Source organism: Amycolatopsis sp. CB00013, assembly GCF_001905755.1.
GTDB classification, from domain to species: Bacteria; Actinomycetota; Actinomycetes; order Mycobacteriales; family Pseudonocardiaceae; genus Amycolatopsis; species Amycolatopsis japonica.
This window is the reverse complement of record NZ_LIWC01000003.1, coordinates 905041-918550: the sequence shown is the minus strand read 5'-3', so window position 1 is coordinate 918550 and position 13510 is coordinate 905041. Positions and strand designations below refer to the sequence as shown.

The following is a 13510-nucleotide window of genomic DNA, read 5'->3' as shown; positions in this document are numbered from 1 at the left end:
AGCCACCCACCACGGCGAACCCGGCTATCGAACGCACCTGCCGTCCCTGTGCACGGCGAAGCACCACCTCCTCGTCATAGGCGGCGTCGAGAAAACGAGCGGCTTTCGGATTGAAAGCAAGAGACTGGGTCATGACCAAGATCATACTCGAACATTCGTTCGACTGCCACGAATGGAGTAGCGACCGGGCGAAAACCTCAGAAAATCTTCCCCGCTGAGCGAAGGCCCTCCGGAGCCGGACGCTCACTGCCCGCCGAGCACTTGCCGCCAGACCTGTTCGAACTCGTCGCCGGTGATCCTGGACGCCGCGAACCCCCGCTGCGCGTTGATCTCGGCAAGAGGCGGAACGGGGACCTCTCCCAAACCTGTGCCGCCGACCTCGCGCTCCTCGTCGGCCCAACCGAGCCTGCCGTCGCGGAATCGCTCCACTTTCCGGCGCTCATAGCCATCGAGGCCGACCTCGCTGAGGCTCTCCACAGGCTCCTCGGCGAATTCGTGCGCCCACACGACACGCAGGTACCACATCCGCGCCCTGATCATCACGCCCTCAGGGTAGGGCCAACCCCCGCACCAACCCACCGGCGCACCACATTCACCCCACCCCCGCCCCGAACCAGACTCACAACGGTGACCGCAAACCTCCGCACAGGCAGCGATTTCGCCCGTTTGTCCCGCCGCGTCAGCGAAGCGGGCCTCCTCGACCGCCGTCCCGGCTACTACGTCTTCCGCATCGGCCTGGTCGCCACCCTCTTCGTCGGCGGCTGGATCGCCTTCTTCGCGATCGGGGATTCCTGGTGGCAGCTGGGGATCGCCGTGTTCCAGGCGGTGATGTTCGGCCAGATCGCCTTGCTGTCGCACGATCTCGCGCACCGCCAGGTGTTCCGGACCCGTCGCCCGAGCGAGATCGCCGGCCGGATCGCGGGCAATCTCGGTGTCGGCATGAGTTACGGCTGGTGGATGGACAAGCACACCCGCCACCACGCGAACCCGAACCACGAGGACCTCGACCCCGACGTCGATCCGGACATCCTCGTGTGGTCGAAGGAGCAGGCGCGGGCCAGCAAGGGACTTCCCCGGTTCATCGGCCGCTACCAGGCGTTCCTGTTCTTCCCGTTGCTCACCCTCGAAGGTCTGAACCTGCACTTCTCCGGTATCCGCGCGGTCTGGAAGCCGGGTCTGCGAAGGCGCGGGCTCGAAGCGGCCTTGCTGCTGATGCATTTCGCGCTCTACTTCAGCGCGCTGCTCGTGGTCCTCTCGCCCGGCAAGGCACTCGTCTTCTTCATCGTCCACAAAGCACTGTGGGGTGTCTACATGGGATCGATCTTCGCGCCGAACCACAAGGGGATGCCGATCCTGTCCGGCGACACCGAACTCGACTTCCTGCGCAAGCAGGTGCTCACCTCACGCAACGTCCGCGGTGGCCGCGTCGTCGACGTCGCGCTCGGCGGGCTCAACTACCAGATCGAGCACCACTTGTTCCCGAGTATGCCGTCGCCGCATCTTCGCCGCGCCCGGCCCATCGTCCAAGAATACTGCGCGGAAATCGGCGTCCCGTATCACGAGACGGGGCTCCTCGAGTCGTACTCGCTCGCGTTGCGGAGCCTGCACGAAGCGGGTGAGCCGATCCGACTTTCGTCGGGTTCACCGGCTGAGACGCCCGCCGGACGCCGTTGACACTCCAGATACGGCTTCTTACTTTCAGTGCATGTCGCCCCCGAAGATCTTCCCCGGCGCCACCCTGCATCCAGAACCGTTCCCGCGGGCCCTGCGCGCGGCGATCACGGCCAGCGGGCTCCCGCTCGACCGGATCCGCCATCGCCTCGAACTCCGCGGCGTCTCCATCAGTGTGCCGACGCTGAGCCATTGGCAGTCCGGCAGACGGAGACCGGAACGCCCGGAATCGCTCCGGGCGCTCGCCGAACTCGAACAACTGTTGTCGTTGCCGCCGTTGGCCTTGCGTTCCTTGCTCGGCCCGCCCCGGCCCCGCGGACGAAAGAGCTCGGTCCCGGCACAGCGCCGGGACCGAGCCACCCCCGAGGGAACCTATCCGACGTAGAGCGTGCGGTTCGGGCTGCCGCTACCGGGGTTGGTGACCTTCCCCGGAGTCGAAGCGCTGATCAGCGCCTGAGCGACCTGCGCCGCGGTGGCGCCGGTGTGCGAAGACAGGTACAGCGCCGCGGCACCCGCCACGTGCGGCGCGGCGAACGAGGTGCCGTTACCGGTGTAGGTCGCGGTGTCGTTGTCCTTCCAGGCCGACGTGATCGAGACACCCGGCGCGAACAGGTCGACCACGGAACCGTAGTTGGAGAAGGAAGCGCGGCGGTCGGTGCGGTCCGCCGCGGCGACCGTGAGCGCCTCGGTGACCCGCGCGGGCGAGGTGTTCGCGGCGTTCACGTTGGAATTGCCGGCGGCGATCGTCCAGGTGACCCCCGACTTGATGGAGTTCCGCACCGCGGTGTCCAGCGCGGTCGAGGCGCCACCACCGAGGCTGGCGTTGGCCACGGCGGGCTTCTTGGCTTTCTTGGTGATCCAGTCGACGCCCGAGATCACCCCCGCCGTCGTGCCGCTTCCGTCGGAGCCGAGAACGCGCACCGGGTACAGCGAAGCACCCTTGGCGACACCGTATTTCGCACCGGCGATCGTCGCCGCGACATGGGTGCCGTGACCGTAACCGTCGTCCGCGTTGGTGTCATTGTCGACGAAGTCGTAACCCTGCTTCACCCGGCCGCCGAAATCGGTGTGCGTGGCACGGATCCCGGTGTCGAGAACGTAGACGTTCACATTCGAAGCGGTCGTCGAATAAGTGTACTTTCCGTCCAGCGGAAGATCGCGCTGATCGATGCGGTCGAGCCCCCACGACGGCGGATTCGTCTGCGTCGCCTCGGCGCGCAGCACCTTGTTCTGTTCCACGAAGGCGACCGCCGGGTCGGCCGCGAGCCGTTTGGCCTGCCGCTCCTTCAGCGCCACCGAAAAACCGCTGATCCCCTGCGTGTACTGCCGCCCGATGGCACCGCCGAACTTGCTTGCCAGCGAAGGCTTGTCGGCGGTCGAGCCGTCCTTGAGCACGACGATGTAGCTGTCGGCGACGGCGCCTTCCGCACCGGCGCCGACGATCGCGCCCTCGGCCGCCTGCGCCGGCGTCACGCCTGCCAAGACCGTGACGACGGCGGCGGCCAACCCGATTCCGGCCAGTCTGCGAGAATTCACGTTGCTGTCCCCATTCCTTGGTGAGCTTCCGCCGAAAACGCTAAGCGGAAGCCACCGGAAAGGACAGCTTTACATTTTTTCGTTTATACGGATTAAAGCCAGTCGTCGGGACGCGGCCACGGCATGAGCGCGGCGAGCGCGTCCGTCACCGGTTCGGTCACCGTGTACCGCCCGCGGTGGAACAGCAGCGGCCGATCGTCGGACGGTTCCCCGAGCGCGGTGACCCGGCCGACGACGACGTAATGGTCCCCCGCCTCGTGCACCGCTTCGAGCGTGCAGTCGATCCACGTCAAAGCCCCGGTCAGCAAAGGAGATCCGGACGGGGCGGGGGTCCAGTCGACCGACGCGAACTTGTCCGCGCCCCGCGCGCCGAACACCGCGCTGACGTCTTGCTGGTCTTCGGCGAGCACGTTGACGGCGAACCGGCCGGACTCGGCGAGTACCGCCCACGTCCGGGAAGTCTTGGCAGGGCAGAAAAGCACCAGCGGCGGATCCAGTGAAAGCGCCGCGAAAGACTGGCACGCGAAGCCCACCGGAGCCTCGCCGTCGTGTCCGGTCACGACCGCCACGCCCGTGCAGAAATGTCCGAGCACCGTGCGGAACCGTGCCGGATCGATGTCCGCGCCGAGGTCCGTCACCGGGGTCACGACTGCCCCGGCGGACGGGCGCCGACTGAAAAGTCGTGTCCCCACAAGGAAACCGCCGTACTCTCTCGGGCGATCCAGCTTTCGTCGTCCACTTGACGTCCCTCGCAGCCGTATTCGACATCGAAGCCACCAGGGGTCTTCATGTAGAACGAGAGCATCAGATCGTTGACGTGCCGCCCGAGGGTCGCCGACATCGGCACCTTCCGGCGGATGGCCCGGTCGAGACAGAGACCGACATCGTCGGTGTTCTCCACTTCGACCATGAGGTGCACGATGCCGCTGGGAGTCGGCATCGGGAGGAACGCGAGACTGTGGTGACGCGGGTTGCAGCCGAAGAACCGCAGCCACGCCGGTGCGCCGTCGGCGGGCCTGCCGACCATCTGCGGCGGCAGTTTCATCGAGTCCCGCAGCCGGAACCCGAGCACGTCGCGGTAGAAGCGCAGGGACGCCTCATCGTCGTGTGTGGACAGGACGACGTGCCCGAGCCCCTGCTCACCGGTCACGAACTTGTGCCCGTACGGGCTCACCACGCGCCGATGTTGCAGCGCGACCCCGTGGAACACTTCGAGTGTGTTGCCCGAGGGGTCCTCAAAGGACACGAGGCCGTCGACCCGGCGATCAGCCAGCTGATCCGGCGTGCCTTCCTTGTACGGCACCGAGTGCGCGTCGAGCGACGCCCGGATCTCGTCGAGTTCGCCGGCGTTGGCGACCTCCCAGCCCGCGACGGCGAGCCTGTCGCGCTCGCCGGGGAACACCACGAGCCGCGCCGGGAAATCGTCCATGCGCAGGTAAAGCGCCTCGGGATTCGTGCCGGAACCCTCGACCATGCCGAGGACCTTCAGCCCGTATTCGCGCCACGCGGCCATGTCGGTGGCTTCGATACGCAGGTAGGCGAGCGAACGGATACCCATCAGGAGGCTCCCAGGAAGTCGAGTGCCAGCCGGTTGAACTCGTCGAACTTCTCCAGCTGCGCCCAGTGCCCGCAGCCGCCGAACACGTGCAGCTGCGCACGCGGGATCGTCTTGAGCGCGAGCAGCGCGCCGTCGAGCGGGTTCACCCGGTCTTCGCGCCCCCAGATGAGGAGCACGCGCTGGCGCAGGCGATGCGCCTCACGCCACAGCATGCCCTCTTCGTAGGAGTCCGGCTGGGCGAAAGACTTCCCCATCGCCTTCATCGCGGCCAGCGACTCCGGCGCGCTCGCGGCGGCGAACCGCTCGTCGATCAGTTCGTCGGTGATCAGTGACTGGTCGTGCACCATGATCCGCAGGAAGGCTTCGAGCTTCTCGCGGCTCGGCCCCGGCGGGGCACTGAACCGGCCGAGGTTCTTGATGCCTTCCGTGGGATCGGGCGCGAACAGGTTGACGCTCAGGCCGCCCGGCCCCATCAGGACGAGCCGCCCGGCCCGCTTCGGATGGTTGAGCGCGAGCCGCACGGAAGCCCCGCCGCCGAGCGAGTTCCCGACGAAATGCGCCCGCTCGATCCCGAGTTCGTCCATCAGCCCGACCACGGCGTCCGCGCTGTGCCGGAAGTACTGCGGATGCTCGGTCGGTTTGTCCGACCGGCCGAACCCGGGCTGGTCGATGGCCAGCGTCCGGTAGCTCTTGCCGAACACCGGCAGGTTGCGGCCGAAGTTGCTCCACGCCGACGCGCCGGGCCCACCGCCGTGCAGCAGGATCACCGTCTCCGCGTGTTCCGCACCCGCCTCGTGGTAGTGCAGCTTCAGTCCACCTTGGACGGTGACGTACTTGCCTTCGGTCATCAGACCATCGCATTCTCGACGGGCAGCCCGAAGGCGCCGGTTCCGAACATGACGTAGGCGCGCTCGGCGTCGTTCGCCGCGTGCACCCGGCCGGCGTGCGCGTCGCGCCAGAACCGCTGGATCGGGGTTCCGGCCTGCAGCGCGCGGCCGCCGGAGTTCTCGAAAAGCCGGTCGATGGCGAAGATCGCGCGTTCCGTGCCGCGGACCTGGTCGCGGCGGACCCGCAGCCGCGTGGGGAACGGGAGCTTCTCCCCCTGGCACGCCAGCTGGTACAGCTCGTCGATGTTGTGCGTCAGCTGGAGCCAGGCCGCGTCGATCTCGCTGGCCGCCTCGGCGATGCGCACCTTCGCGAACGGGTCCTCTTTGGACTGTTCGCCCGCGTACGCCGCGCGGACCCGCTTGCCCTGGTGCTCGACGTGCGCGTCGTAGGCGCCCTGCGCCATCCCGATGATCGGCGCGGTGATCGTGCTCGGATGCACCGAACCGTACGGCAGTTTGTACAGCGGCCCGGTGTTGATCTCCTGCCCCGGGGTCTTGCACTTCGACGTCGCGATGAAGCTCAGCGCGCGGTGTTTCGGGACGAACACGTCGTTCACGATGATGTCGTTGGACCCGGTGCCGCGCAGGCCCACGGTGTCCCAGACGTCTTCGATCGTGTAGTCGGAGATCGGCACCAGGTAGGTGCAGAAGTCGACCGGTTTGCCGTCCTTGAACGTCGGCCCGCCCAACAGCACCCAGGTCGCGTGGTCGCAGCCGGAGGAGAAACTCCAGCGCCCGCTGAGCCGGTAGCCGCCCTCGACGACGTCCGCCTTGCCCATCGGCGCGTACGACGACGAGATCCGGACGTCGGTGTCGTCACCCCAGACGTCCTGTTGCGCCTGCGCCTCGAACAGCCCGAGGTGCCACGGGTGGACGCCGAGGATGGAGGCGACCCAGCCGGTGGACCCGCACGCGCTCGCGACGAGTTTGACCGCGGTGTAGAAGCTCACCGGGTCGGCTTCGATGCCACCGAAGGTCTTCGGCTGCAGCATCTTGAAGAACCCGGTCTCCTGCAGGGATTTGACGGACTCCTCGGGAACGCGCCTGGCGTCCTCCGCCTCCTGCGCCCGCTCCCGCAGGACCGGCAGCAGCTCCCGGATCCCCGCGATCACGTCCTGCGCGGCGTGCTCGCTCATATGCGTTCCCTCTCTCGCCATACTCCGTGAACCGGATCCAAGACTAGAACACGTTCTCGTTTTTGTCGACCGATCCCCGGTCGAGCGCACTGTGCAGTCCGGCACGCCGACCGGAAAACACGCAGTCGGCCAGCGACAGACCGCTCACATAGGACCTAGAACAGATTCCCACCGCGGTCCGGCCCGCCGCGTACAGACCGCGGATGGGGACCCCGGCCCCGGACCGCACGGCACCGGTCTCCTCGTCGACGACCAGGCCACCCAGGGTCAGCATCGGGCACGGATAGCCGAGGTTCGGCTTGATCGAGACGTCGATCAGCGAATACGGCGCCCGGTCCAGCGGCCGCGCGAATTCCGCGGGCTTACCCACCGGATCCGCGCCGGAACGCGCGGCCTCGACCGTGGCGGCGAGCCCGCCCGGATCGACGCCCGCCTTGCGCGCGACCTCGTCCAGCGACCCGGCGACGACCCGTTGCCGCAGGAGATAGCGCACCTGAAGTCCTTGGAACCATTGGCTTTGCCCGCGCGCGTCCCGTTTGACCTCCCCGACGATGGCGTCGTCGACCAGCAGCCAGCCGCGGCCGCCGTGCTCGGTGATCATGCGTTCGCCGACGGCGGCGCCGTAGCGGGATTCGTCGATGATCCGGCCGCCCGACTCGTCCACGAGCAGACCGCCGAGGAACGCCGACGGCGGGGTGATGAACCGCCAGGCGGAGATCCGCCCGAGTTCGGCGGTGGCGCCGCCCGCCTCGACGCCCATCCGGATACCGGATCCGTCGTCGGCCGAGGTCCCGAGCGCCAGCCCGCCCCGGTACGCGGGCGCGTGCTCGCGCACCATCTCACGGTTCGCGATGAACCCGCCCGCCGCGAGAACGACCCCGCGTGTGGCGGAAATCCGCAGTTCACGGCCGTATCGGCGTTCGATCCGCTCCGCCCGCCGGTGCAACGACTTCCGCAGCGACGGCACGTAGATCCCCGGTTTCGCGGCATACGCGGACAGCTTCCGATGTGCGGCCCGCACGTGAGCGGGAGCGTCCCGCAGGGTGGACACCACGACGCCGGTGACGGTGCCGTCGTCGTCCACGATCAGGTTCCGCGCCGCCGTCTGCGGCAGCACCTGGATCCCGCGGCTCCGGACCGCCTCGGCCAGGCGTTTCATCAGCAGTTTCCCGGAAGTGCCGGGACCCTTGACGCGATGTCCGCGCGGCGCCGGCTTGGCCGCCTCGCGGAAACCGCCTGCCGCCTCGCTGCCCGAGTAGTACAGATAGTGCTTGTCGCTCGGATAAGACGTCTTGTACGGGCACAGACTGCCCTCGAAGGGGACGCCGTTGCCTTCCAGCCAGGAGATCATCTCCGTACTACCCGCGCAGAATCGCCGCAGGGTCTCCTCGGAGACGACGTCGCCGACCTCGAGCCGCAGGTAGTCGTACATCGCGTCGACGCTGTCGTCGACGCCCGCGTCCCGCTGCTGCGCCGTCCCGCCACCGGCGTAGACGACACCGCCGCTGACCGCGCTCGCGCCACCGCCGGAGAACCGGTCCAGCACGAGCACCCGGGCACCGGCGTCGGCCGCTTCGATCGCCGCGCAGGCGCCCGCCGCACCGAAACCCACGATCACCACATCCGCGACGAGGGAGTCCATGGCCCTACCCTAGAACTAGAACACGTTCTCGTCTATGGTGACTGGAGCAGCGCGGATGCTGCTCGATACTTCCTACAACGTGTTTCAGGTGAGGGGCGTATGGAGTTCGACGTGATCGTGGCGGGCACCGGTGCCGCCGGGATGACCGCCGCACTGTCCGCAGCCCACCGGGGACTCGAGGTCCTGGTCGTGGAGAAGGCCGCCCACTTCGGCGGCTCCACCGCGCGCTCCGGCGGCGGCGTCTGGATCCCCGGCAACCACGCGCTGCGGGCGGCCGGGATCTCCGAACCCACGGAGCGGGCGCACGAATACCTCGAAGCGATCGTCGGTGACGTGGTCCCCGCCGAACTGCGGTCGGCCTTCCTCGACCGCGGCCCCGAGGTGCTGTCCTTCGTCTGCGACCACACGCCGTTGCGCTTCCGCTGGGTCCGCGGTTACTCGGACTACCACCCGGAGGCCCCCGGCGGGCGCGCCGGCGGACGCTCGGTCGAACCGGTCGCGCTCGACGGCAACCTGCTCGGCCCGGAACTGGCGAATCTGGAGCCGCCGTACAGCGCTCCCCCGCTGGGCGCGCCGATCACCCAGGCGGACTACCGGTGGCTGAGCCTGCTCGCCCGGCACCCGCGCGGCGTCCTCCGCGTGCTGAGCCTCGGCGGCCGCTGGCTCGCGGGCCGGATCCGCCGTCAGCGGCTGCTGTCCATGGGGCAAGCGCTTGCGGCCGGGCTGCGTGAGGGACTGCGACGGGCTGAGGTGCCCGTCTGGCTGAACACGCCGCTCGTGGATCTGGAGATCGAAGGCGACCGGGTGACCGGCGTCGTCGTGCGCCACGAGGGTGAGGACAAGACGATCCGCGCGCGGCTCGGCGTCGTCCTCGGCGCGGGCGGGTTCGAGCGCAACGAGGAGATGCGGGTCAAATACCAGCGGGCGCCCATCGGTACGGAGTGGACCGTCGGCGCGGAGGCCAACACCGGCGACGCCATCGACGCCGGGCTCAAACTCGGCGCGGCCGTCGACCTGATGGACGACGCCTGGTGGGGTCCGTCCATCCCGCTCACCGGCGGCCCGTGGTTCGCGCTCGCCGAGCGGTCGCGGCCGGGCTGCCTGATGGTCAACGGGCGGGGCGAGCGTTTCGTCAACGAGTCGGCCCCCTATGTCGAGGCCGTGCACGCGATGTACGGCGACGGGGACGGACCCGGCGAGAACTTCCCGACCTGGCTGGTGTTCGACCAGCGCAACCGCAACCGGTACATGTTCACCGGCCTCGGGCCCCGCCAGCCGCTGCCCGGCCGCTGGTTCAAAGCGGGCATCGCGGTCAAAGCGAGCACCATCGCGAAACTCGCCGAGCGGATCGAGGTCCCGGCCGACGCGCTGGAGGACACCGTGCGCCGGTTCAACGGCTTCGCGAAAAGCGGCGTGGACGAGGACTTCCATCGCGGGCGCAGCGCGTACGACCACTACTACGGCGACCCGCGGAACAAACCCAACCCGAGCCTGGGCCCGCTGGACGTCGCGCCGTACTACGCGGTCAAGATCGTGCCCGGCGACCTGGGCACCAAGGGCGGATTGAGGATCGACCCGCACGCGCGCGTCCTGCGCGAGGACGGGTCGGTCATCGACGGGCTTTACGCGGCGGGCAATACGAGCGCGGCGGTGATGGGCCGCACCTACGCCGGCCCCGGCGCGACGATCGGCCCGGCGATGGTGTTCGGCTACCTTGCGGCCGAGCACCTCGCGCAGCAAGATCACGGTCAACCGGGAGGCAGCCGATGACGACGGAATCCGTACGACAGATCGACGCGGGCGCACCCCCCGCACGGTTCGCGCGCGGGTGGCACTGCCTCGGCCTCGCCGAGACGTTCCGCGACGGGAAACCGCACGCCATCACCGCGTTCGGGACGAAACTGGTGGTCTTCGCCGATTCGTCCGGCAAGCTGAACGTGCTCGACGGGTACTGCCGCCACATGGGCGGCGACCTCACCCAGGGCGAGGTCAAGGGCGACGAGATCGCCTGCCCGTTCCACGACTGGCGCTGGAACGGCAACGGCAAATGCGTGTCGATCCCCTACGCCAAACGGGTTCCGCTGCGGGCGCGCACGAAATCGTGGCAGGTGCTGGAGGAGAACAAGCAGCTGTTCGTCTGGCACGACCCGGAGGGCAAACCACCGCCGGATGACGTCGTCATCCCCCGGATCGAAGGCATCTTCACCGGCGAGTGGAGCAACTGGACCTGGGACTCGGTGCTCATCGAGGGCGCCAACTGCCGCGAGATCATCGACAACATGGTCGACATGGCGCATTTCTTCTACATCCACTACGCCTTCCCGACCTACTTCAAGAACGTTTTCGAGGGCCACATCGCCACGCAGTACCTGAACACGAAGGGCCGCCCGGACAAGGGCATGGCGTCGAACTACGGCGGCGAGGAGAACCTGCTGCGGTCCGAGGCGTCGTACTTCGGCCCGTCGTACATGATCAACAAGCTGCTCAACACGTACCAGGGTTTCGAGATCGAGAACGTGCTGATCAACTGCCACTACCCGGTCACCGAGAACTCGTTCGTGCTGCAGTGGGGCGTGAGCGTGAAGAAGTTCGAGGGTGTCTCGGACGAGCACGCGGACAAGATCGCCGGGAAGTTCGCCAAGGGTATCGGCGTCGGCTTCCTGCAGGACGTCGAGATCTGGCGCAACAAGACCCGTATCGACAATCCGTTGCTGTGCGAGGAAGACGGGCCGGTGTATCAGCTGCGCCGCTGGTACGACCAGTTCTATGTGGACGCGGCCGACGTCACCGAGGACATGACACAGCGGTTCGAGTTCGAAGTGGACACCAGCCGCGCCAACGAGGTCTGGGCGGCGGAGGTGGCCGAGAACCTGGCACGGCAGCAGGCGGAAGAGGCCGGGGTGTGAAGCCCGAGACCGTCGAATTCCTCACCGCCGGGCTGCGGCCGCTGACCTGCCGCTCGTGCGGGACGTGCGTGCTGGTCAAGAAGAACAGCATGCAGCACACCAGCATCCAGTGGACGAGCGACGCGTCCCGGAGCTGCCCGGTGTTCGCCGAACAGAAGGCGTCCGGGGCGCAGACGGCGTTGCTCGACACCTGCGGCAATCTCACCGAGAGCATCGAGATCGCCTTGAAAGACGGCCTGCTGGAGGTGCCCGAATGAGCGGTCCCGTCACCGTGACCGTGGCCGAGGTGATCACCGAGACGGCCGACGCGCGCTCGATCGTGTTCGACATCCCGGCCGAGCACGTCTCCGCTTTCGCTTACGTCCCAGGGCAGTTCCTCACCGTCCGGGTGCCGAGCGACCGGACCGGTTCGGTGGCCCGCTGCTACTCGCTCTCCAGCGCGCCGCACGAGGGCCGGGTGCAGGTCACCGTCAAGCGCACCGCCGACGGCTACGGGTCGAACTGGCTGTGCGACAACCTCCGGGCGGGGCAAGAGGTCCAGGTCCTCCCACCGGCCGGGGTGTTCAGCCCCGCGTCGCTCGACGAGGACTTCCTGCTGCTCGCGGGCGGCAGCGGGATCACGCCGGTGATGTCGATCCTCAAATCCGCGCTGGAGCACGGCACCGGCAAGGTGGTGCTCCTGTACGCGAACCGCGACGAGAGCTCGGTGATCTTCGCGCGTGAACTGGCGGACCTCGCCGCCCGGCACTCGGACCGGCTGGCCGTCGTGCACTGGCTGGAGAGCCTGCAGGGGCTGCCGACGGAAGCTCACCTGCGCACGCTGGTGGCGCCGTACACCGCGCACGAGGCGTTCATCTGCGGCCCGGGGCCGTTCATGGACGCGGCACGCACGGTGCTCAAAGACCTCGGGCTGCCGCGCAAGCGGATCCACCTGGAGCGGTTCCTGTCGCTGGGCGGGAACCCGTTCGAGGTGGCCGAGCCCGTCGCCGTCGAAGAGGCCGAGACCCCGGCGTCGGTCGAGGTCACCCTCGACGGCGAGACCAAGAACCTCGCGTGGCCGCGCCGGACGAAATTGCTGGACCTGTTGCTGGAAAAGGGTTTCGACGCGCCGTACTCGTGCCGCGAGGGCCAGTGCAGTGCGTGCGCCTGCCGGATCGTCTCCGGCGAGGTGAAGATGCTGAACAACGAGGTCCTCGACGGCGACGACATCGCCGAAGGCATCGTGCTGGCGTGCCAGTCCCTGCCGCTGACCGACGAGGTCACCGTCACCTACGAGTAGGAGTCCCCCCGTGCCCATCGATCCTTCGGTCGCGATCGGCGCCGACCTCGGCGAGGTGAGTTTCGCCTGGACCGCGTCGGACGTGCAGCTCTACCACCTGGCGCTGGGCGCCGGCGCGGACCCGATGAGCCCGCGCGAACTGCGCTACACCTACGAAGAGGGCCTCCAGGTGCTGCCGACGTTCGCCACCGTGGCGGCGAACCTGCGCGTGTTCGAGCCGCCCGCGGTCTCGTTCCCCGGCGTCGAGGTCGATCTCGGGAAAGTGCTGCACGGCAAGCAGGAGGTCATCGCGCACCGGCCCATCCCGGTCTCGGGGAAGGCCGTGGCGCGGACGCGGATCGTCGACGTCTTCGACAAGGGCAAGGCGGCCGTGATCGTGAACGAGACGGTCGCCACCGACTCGGACGGCACTCCACTGTGGACACTGCGATCGAGCATCTTCGCCCGCGGTGAAGGAGGTTTCGGCGGCGAACGCGGTCCGTCCGACCGGGCCGAACCCCCGTCGCGGGAGCCGGACGCCGTCATCGACACCCCGACGCTGCCGCAACAGGCGCTGCTCTACCGGCTCTGCGGGGACCGCAACCCCCTGCACGCCGATCCCGCGTTCGCCGCGGCGGCCGGGTTCGACAGGCCGATCCTGCACGGCCTGTGCACCTACGGCGTCGTCGCGAAGGCGGTCACCGACGCGTGCCTCGACGGCGACACCACCCGCGTCGCGTCGTTCTCGGCCAAGTTCGCCGGCGTCGTCTTCCCCGGCGAACCGCTGCGGACCCGCGTCTGGCGCGAGCCCGCCGGGCTGCTGATCGCGACCACGGCGCCGGACCGGGACGACGCGCCCGTCCTTTCCGACACTTTCTTGACCACGACAGACTGAATCATCGTTCCCGCAGGTAGC

The 13510-nt window shown here is 68.3% G+C and carries 14 protein-coding genes; 7 read left to right on the top strand and 7 right to left on the bottom strand.

Translation table 11 applies throughout. The annotated features are described in order from the left end of the window. Positions 1–243 precede the first annotated feature (243 nt). A complete protein-coding gene (locus AMK34_RS23865; RefSeq protein WP_241832863.1) occupies positions 244–540 on the bottom strand; it encodes a DUF6881 domain-containing protein in 297 nt (98 codons plus the stop codon). Positions 541–627: 87 nt separating this feature from the next. On the opposite strand from AMK34_RS23865, the gene AMK34_RS23860 reads away from it, so the two are divergent. Together AMK34_RS23860 and AMK34_RS23855 are read left to right on the top strand one after the other, a co-directional pair. Continuing rightward, a complete protein-coding gene (locus AMK34_RS23860) occupies positions 628–1674 on the top strand; it encodes a fatty acid desaturase family protein (protein ID WP_073846836.1) in 1047 nt (348 codons plus the stop codon). Between the two features lie 31 nt (positions 1675–1705). Beyond that, positions 1706–2056, top strand: coding sequence for a hypothetical protein (locus AMK34_RS23855; RefSeq protein WP_016332860.1), 351 nt, complete (start codon positions 1706–1708; stop codon positions 2054–2056). Here the strand turns inward: AMK34_RS23855 and AMK34_RS23850 are convergent. The 6 genes from AMK34_RS23850 to AMK34_RS23825 form a co-directional block, all read right to left on the bottom strand. Beyond that, the gene (locus AMK34_RS23850; RefSeq protein WP_443111210.1) at positions 2044–3207 is read right to left on the bottom strand and encodes a S8 family peptidase; all 1164 of its coding nucleotides are present in this window, start codon (positions 3205–3207) and stop codon (positions 2044–2046) included. The two genes, AMK34_RS23855 and AMK34_RS23850, sit on opposite strands and share 13 nt — an antisense overlap. A gap of 92 nt (positions 3208–3299) precedes the next feature. Next, positions 3300–3854, bottom strand: a complete 555-nt coding sequence (hsaB, locus tag AMK34_RS23845) for a 3-hydroxy-9,10-secoandrosta-1,3,5(10)-triene-9,17-dione monooxygenase reductase subunit (RefSeq protein WP_038516026.1) — start codon at positions 3852–3854, stop codon at positions 3300–3302. Continuing rightward, the gene (hsaC, locus tag AMK34_RS23840; protein ID WP_038516029.1) at positions 3851–4765 is read right to left on the bottom strand and encodes an iron-dependent extradiol dioxygenase HsaC; all 915 of its coding nucleotides are present in this window, start codon (positions 4763–4765) and stop codon (positions 3851–3853) included. Before hsaC ends, hsaB begins: the two co-directional genes overlap by 4 nt. Further along, entirely contained in the window at positions 4765–5613 is an 849-nt protein-coding gene (gene hsaD, locus AMK34_RS23835; protein ID WP_073846834.1) for a 4,5:9,10-diseco-3-hydroxy-5,9,17-trioxoandrosta-1(10),2-diene-4-oate hydrolase, read from the bottom strand. Before hsaD ends, hsaC begins: the two co-directional genes overlap by 1 nt. After that, a complete protein-coding gene (hsaA, locus tag AMK34_RS23830) occupies positions 5613–6788 on the bottom strand; it encodes a 3-hydroxy-9,10-secoandrosta-1,3,5(10)-triene-9,17-dione monooxygenase oxygenase subunit (RefSeq protein ID WP_073846833.1) in 1176 nt (391 codons plus the stop codon). Before hsaA ends, hsaD begins: the two co-directional genes overlap by 1 nt. 43 nt (positions 6789–6831) lie before the next feature. Beyond that, positions 6832–8430 carry an FAD-binding protein gene (locus AMK34_RS23825; RefSeq protein WP_073846832.1) on the bottom strand — a complete coding sequence of 533 codons (1599 nt, stop codon included), beginning with the start codon at positions 8428–8430 and terminating at the stop codon, positions 6832–6834. Between the two features lie 99 nt (positions 8431–8529). On the opposite strand from AMK34_RS23825, the gene kstD reads away from it, so the two are divergent. Genes kstD through AMK34_RS23800 form a run of 5 tightly spaced genes read left to right on the top strand, consistent with a single transcriptional unit; the run spans position 8530 to position 13489 of the window. Continuing rightward, the gene (kstD, locus tag AMK34_RS23820; RefSeq protein WP_073846831.1) at positions 8530–10200 is read left to right on the top strand and encodes a 3-oxosteroid 1-dehydrogenase; all 1671 of its coding nucleotides are present in this window, start codon (positions 8530–8532) and stop codon (positions 10198–10200) included. After that, complete coding sequence (locus AMK34_RS23815) at positions 10197–11336, top strand: Rieske 2Fe-2S domain-containing protein (protein ID WP_073846830.1); 1140 nt, start codon at positions 10197–10199, stop codon at positions 11334–11336. The genes kstD and AMK34_RS23815 overlap by 4 nt, the downstream gene beginning before the upstream one ends. After that, complete coding sequence (locus tag AMK34_RS23810; RefSeq protein WP_037343565.1) at positions 11333–11593, top strand: hypothetical protein; 261 nt, start codon at positions 11333–11335, stop codon at positions 11591–11593. The genes AMK34_RS23815 and AMK34_RS23810 overlap by 4 nt, the downstream gene beginning before the upstream one ends. Beyond that, entirely contained in the window at positions 11590–12615 is a 1026-nt protein-coding gene (locus AMK34_RS23805) for a ferredoxin--NADP reductase (RefSeq protein ID WP_073846829.1), read from the top strand. Before AMK34_RS23810 ends, AMK34_RS23805 begins: the two co-directional genes overlap by 4 nt. A gap of 10 nt (positions 12616–12625) precedes the next feature. Beyond that, complete coding sequence (locus tag AMK34_RS23800) at positions 12626–13489, top strand: MaoC/PaaZ C-terminal domain-containing protein (protein WP_038516046.1); 864 nt, start codon at positions 12626–12628, stop codon at positions 13487–13489. The last annotated feature ends 21 nt before the right edge of the window (positions 13490–13510 follow it).